This is a genomic window from Mesorhizobium sp. M7A.F.Ca.CA.002.05.1.1 (genome assembly GCF_003998335.1).
GTDB lineage: Bacteria > Pseudomonadota > Alphaproteobacteria > Rhizobiales > Rhizobiaceae > Mesorhizobium.
Genome location: NZ_RZQI01000428.1, coordinates 1 through 4,955, shown reverse-complemented (window position 1 = coordinate 4,955; position 4,955 = coordinate 1). Strand labels below are relative to the sequence as shown.

The following is a 4,955-nucleotide window of genomic DNA, read 5'->3' as shown; positions in this document are numbered from 1 at the left end:
ATTTCGAACTATGTCCCGGTGTCGACCTTCACGCGAGGCGACAATGACATGGTCATCACCACCGGCGACGGCACGACTTTGTTCGAGACGATGCCGCGCACGGTCACCTTCGCGGCGTCGGCAGGCTATACCGCGGGTGCCGCCGGCAATGCCGTTTACATCGACAACGTGCCGATCTCGGCGGGAGCCGGCGGCAACACCAGCGCCAGCGGCACGCTTGCCGGCCTGCTGCAATTGCGCGACGGCGTCGCCTCGACCATGCAGAGCCAGCTCGACGAGACCGCGCGTGGCCTGATCACCGCTTTTGCCGAGACCGCACCCTCGATGGCCAATGCCGCCGGCCTGTTCACCTGGTCGGGAGCGCCGGCCGTGCCGGCCGCCGGCACGCTGGTCACCGGCCTTGCCGCGTCCATCAGCGTCAATGCAGCGATGGACCCGAGCACCGGCGGCAACCCGACGCTGCTGCGCGACGGCGGCGCCAATGGTGCGGCCTATGTCGCCAACACGGGCGGCGGCGCGTCCTATTCCACCCTTCTGGTCGCCTATGGCGACCGGCTCGACCAGCCGATGACTTTCGACCCCGCCGCCGGCGTTTCGGCAACCTCCAGCGTATCCGACTACGCCGCCAGTTCGATCGGCTGGTTCGAGGGCGTGCGCCAGCAGGCTTCGACCGCCTCCGATGCCAAGGAAGCACTGGCATCGCGCAGCGCCGAAGCGCTGTCCAACGCGACCGGGGTCAATGTCGACCAGGAAATGTCGTTGCTGCTCGACCTCGAACACACCTACCAGGCATCGGCCCGGATGATGAAAACCGTCGACGACATGCTGACGGCCTTGCTCAACGCGGTGGGATAATTCCATGACTTCAGTCTCCTCGGCCGCAATCTCCAATGCCATGCGCTCCCAGCAGATGCGCATGCAGGCCGAACTCGTCAAAGCCACGAAGGAAGCGTCGACCGGCAGGGTCGCCGATGTCGGGCTGGCTCTCGGAGGGCGCACCGCCCAGTCCGTCACCTTCTCGCGCGATCTCGACCGGCTCAACGTCATTATCGATTCCAACGGCCTGGTCGGCGCGAGGCTTTCCTCGACACAGACCTCGCTTGGCCAGCTCTCCGGCGCCGCTCAGACCTTCCTGTCCGCCCTGACCACCGCTTCCTCAAGCGACTCGTCCAACAGCCTCACCCGGGACTCCGGCAAGGCGACCATCCAGCAGCTGACCTCGATCCTCAACACCAGCGTCAATGGTGAATATCTGTTTGCCGGCACCAACACCGACGTCAAGCCGATCAACGATTTCACGGCTGCCGGCTCTCCCGCCAAGGCTGCATTCGATACCGCTTTCCTCACCAATTTCGGTTTCACCCAGGACGACCCGGCAGCGGCCAACATCACGGCCGCCCAGATGGACGATTTCATCACCAACGATGTCGCGCCGCTGTTCACGGGCGCGGGTTGGCAGGGCGACTGGTCGAACGCCACCGACCAGCAGATCGTCAGCCGCATCGCACTCAACGAAACCACACCGACTTCGACCAGCGCCAACAGCGATGGCATTCAGAAACTCGCCATGGCCGCAGCCATGGTCAGCAGCCTGATGTCCAGCAACATCAGCCAGGCGGCGAAGAATACGGTTGTCAGCCGCTCCACCACATTGGTTGGCGAAGCGCTGAGCGGCATTGGCCAGCTTCAATCCGAGACCGGCATCGTCCAGAAGCGGGTTTCCGATGCCAACGATCGGATGAAAACGCAGGTCGACCTTTTCGAACGGCACATTCTCGATCTGGAAGCCGTCGATCCGGCGGCAGCCGCGACACGGGTCGCGGACCTGACACAGCACATCGAAACGTCTTTCGCGTTGACCGCACGCCTGCAGCAGCTCAGCCTGTTGAATTACCTGACCTGACAACGCTTAACGGAACGGTAGAGCCCCAACGATGTACCAATTCTCCTACGCCGACATCCAGAGCAACTCCGTTGCCGACGCGAAGGACCGCGAGCGGGAGCTTCTGACCCGCTCGATCGACATGCTGGCGGCGGCAGCAGCGGCCGGCCACGATTCCATGGAAGCGATCGAGGCGCTTCACTTCACCAACCGCGTCTGGACCGCCTTCGTCGAGGATCTTGGCTCCAGCGACAACGCCCTGCCCAAGGAACTGCGCGCCAATCTCATTTCCATCGGCCTGTGGCTGCTGCGCGAGGCGGAGGACATCCGTCAGGGCCGCACCAACAATTTCGAAGGGTTGATCGAGGTGTCCCAGATCATCAGGGACGGCATTCAATGACCAACACGCTGAAGATATCGCTGAAGCCGAACGAAAAGATCTACATCAACGGCGCCGTCATCCGGGTCGACCGCAAGGTCACCGTCGAATTGATGAACGACGTCCAGTTCCTGCTCGAAAGCCACGTGATCCAGGCCGACGATGCCTCGACGCCGCTCAAGCAGCTTTATTTCATCCTGCAGGTCATGCTGATGAACCCGGCCGGCGCCGCCGCGGCGCGCGACATGTTCCGCCGTTCGCTGCCGCTGCTTCTGGCAAGCTTCGAGGACACCCAGATCTGCAGCGCGCTGAAACAGATCGACCGCATGGTCGGCGAGGATCATATCTACGAGGCGCTGAAGGCGATCCGCGCGCTTTATCCGCTCGAACGCCGCGCGCTGGGTGGTAATGACGATGTTTTGGGTGCCGAGCGCCCGCTGGCCGTGGGAGCACGATACTGATGAACGTGGACATGACGACGACGATTCCGACAGGCGCCAATCAGGCCACGGCGTCGACCTCGAAGACAGCGGTCGACTACCAGTCCTTCCTGAAGCTTCTGATCGCCGAGATGAAGAACCAGGATCCGACCAAGCCGATGGATTCGACGCAATATGTCGCCCAGCTCGCCACCTTCTCTCAGGTCGAGCAGTCGGTGCAGACCAACACCAAGCTCAATCAGATCATGCAGTCCTCGGCGCTGTCGCAGGCCGACGCACTGATCGGGCGCTCGATCACCTCCGCCGACGGCCTGACCACGGGCACCGTGGCTTCGGTGCGCCTCGCCAGCAACGGTCTCATCGCCGTGCTGCAGAACGGCACCGAAGTCGCCGTCGGTCCGGGAGTCTCGGTCAAGGCAGCAAGCTGACGCTTTCGACAGAGAGCCAGTCCCATGAATGAGGCCGACGCTCTCGACATCGTCCAGTACGCGGTGTGGACGGTGCTCGTCGCGTCCGCTCCGGTGGTGCTGGTCGCCATGGCGGTCGGCATCGGCATCGCCCTCATCCAGGCGCTGACGCAGGTACAGGAGATCACCTTGACCTTCGTGCCGAAGATCGTCGCGATCATGCTGGTGGTGGCGTTGACCGGCCCCTTCATCGGCAGCCAGATATCGGCCTTCACCAACGTCATCTTCGAGCGCATCCAGAACGGCTTCTGAGCCTGTTCCAGGATGGTGTGCCGCGGCATGCCGTTCGCAATTGTGCGAGGACAGACGCCGCCGATCCCCGCGGCACCTCCGGACCCACGGCGGACAAGGCCTGGACCGCCTCTATCCCATTGTTGGACCATGCGCTTTTTTGCCCTTTGCGGCGCCATGCCCTACTTTCGGCAAACGGTCTGCGCAAACGGATTGTCTGACGAGCAGGCACGACATGGCAGGAACCCCAAATGATTGACGAAAAGCCGGACAGCGAGAGCGTCTCGGCGCTGGCGCCCTTCCGGCACGGCATTTTCCGCGCCGTGTGGGGCGCAAGTCTCGTCTCGAATTTCGGTGGCTTGATCCAGGGTGTCGGCGCCGCCTGGATGATGACCACGATCGCCACCTCGCCCTATCAGGTGGCCCTGGTCCAGGCTTCGACCACCTTGCCGATCATGCTGTTTGCACTCGTAGCCGGCGCCATCGCCGACAGTTTCGACCGGCGCAAGGTGATGCTTGTCGCCCAGACCTTCATGCTGGTGGTGTCGGTGCTTCTGACCCTGTTCACCTATTCAGGCCTGATCACGCCGTGGACGCTGCTCGCCTTCACCTTCCTGATCGACAGCGGCACCGCGCTCAACAGCCCGTCATGGCAAGCCTCCGTCGGCGACATCGTCCCCCGCAACAAGGTGCCGGCGGCCGTCGCCCTCAATTCGATGGGCTTTAACCTGACACGCAGCGTCGGTCCGGCGATCGGCGGCATCATCGTCGCCGCGGCCGGTGCCGCGGCCGCCTTCGCGGCGAACGCGGTGAGCTATATCGGCCTGATCGTCGTGCTGGCGCGCTGGAAGCCGGACGTGCCGGTATCGACCTTGCCGCGCGAGTCGCTGGGGGCTGCCATGGGCGCCGGCCTGCGCTATGTCGCCATGTCGCCCAACATCGGCAAGGTGCTGGTCAGGGGTGCTGCGTTCGGCTTCAGTGCAGGCGCTGTGCTTGCGTTGCTGCCTCTGGTGGCGCGCGATGTCGTCAAGGGCGATGCGCTGACCTATGGCATCATGCTCGGCGCCTTCGGCATCGGCGCGGTCGGCGGCGCCTTGATCAGCGTCAGGCTGCGGCAGTTGCTGTCCAGCGAGACGATGGTGCGCTGTGCTTTTGCCGGCTTCGCTGTCTGCGCATTCAATGCCGCCGTCAGCCAGCATGCCTGGCAGACGTCGCTCGGCCTGCTTGTCGGCGGCGCCTGCTGGGTGATCGCGCTTTCGCATTTCAACGTCACGGTGCAGATGGCGACGCCGCGCTGGGTGGTCGGCCGGGTGCTGTCGGTCTACCAGACCGCGACTTTCGGCGGCATCGCGCTCGGCAGCTGGATCTGGGGTGTCGTCGCCGATGCGCACGGCGCCGAAACCGCGCTGATCGCAGCCAGCGTCGCCATGCTGGCCGGCGGCGCCATCGGTCTTTTGCTCCCGCTGCCGCAACAGCAGGTGCTCAACCTCGACCCGCTCAATCGCTTTAAGGAACCGCACCTTGCGCTTGACCTGAAGCCGCGCAGTGGTCCCATC

Annotated in this window: 7 protein-coding genes; all 7 read left to right on the top strand. The window is 64.0% G+C overall.

Going from position 1 to position 4,955, the window contains the following annotated elements; genetic code table 11:
• On the top strand, nucleotides 1-855 hold an 855-nt coding region (locus EN939_RS20620; RefSeq protein WP_127269452.1), incomplete at its 5' end, for a flagellar basal body rod C-terminal domain-containing protein.
• A gap of 4 nt (nucleotides 856-859) precedes the next feature.
• Nucleotides 860-1,903 carry a flagellar hook-associated family protein gene (locus EN939_RS20615; RefSeq protein WP_127269451.1) on the top strand — a complete coding sequence of 348 codons (1,044 nt, stop codon included), beginning with the start codon at nucleotides 860-862 and terminating at the stop codon, nucleotides 1,901-1,903.
• A 31-nt stretch (nucleotides 1,904-1,934) separates the two neighbouring features.
• Nucleotides 1,935-2,282 carry a flagellar biosynthesis regulator FlaF gene (flaF, locus tag EN939_RS20610; RefSeq protein ID WP_023810018.1) on the top strand — a complete coding sequence of 116 codons (348 nt, stop codon included), beginning with the start codon at nucleotides 1,935-1,937 and terminating at the stop codon, nucleotides 2,280-2,282.
• Entirely contained in the window at nucleotides 2,279-2,722 is a 444-nt protein-coding gene (gene flbT / locus EN939_RS20605; RefSeq protein ID WP_027038236.1) for a flagellar biosynthesis repressor FlbT, read from the top strand. The genes flaF and flbT overlap by 4 nt, the downstream gene beginning before the upstream one ends.
• Nucleotides 2,722-3,129, top strand: coding sequence for a flagellar hook assembly protein FlgD (flgD, locus tag EN939_RS20600; protein WP_013529774.1), 408 nt, complete (start codon nucleotides 2,722-2,724; stop codon nucleotides 3,127-3,129). The genes flbT and flgD overlap by 1 nt, the downstream gene beginning before the upstream one ends.
• 24 nt (nucleotides 3,130-3,153) lie before the next feature.
• The gene (gene fliQ, locus EN939_RS20595) at nucleotides 3,154-3,420 is read left to right on the top strand and encodes a flagellar biosynthesis protein FliQ (RefSeq protein WP_023810020.1); all 267 of its coding nucleotides are present in this window, start codon (nucleotides 3,154-3,156) and stop codon (nucleotides 3,418-3,420) included.
• A 230-nt stretch (nucleotides 3,421-3,650) separates the two neighbouring features.
• Nucleotides 3,651-4,955: MFS transporter (locus EN939_RS20590; RefSeq protein WP_127269450.1), on the top strand; the 1,305-nt coding region annotated here is incomplete at its 3' end.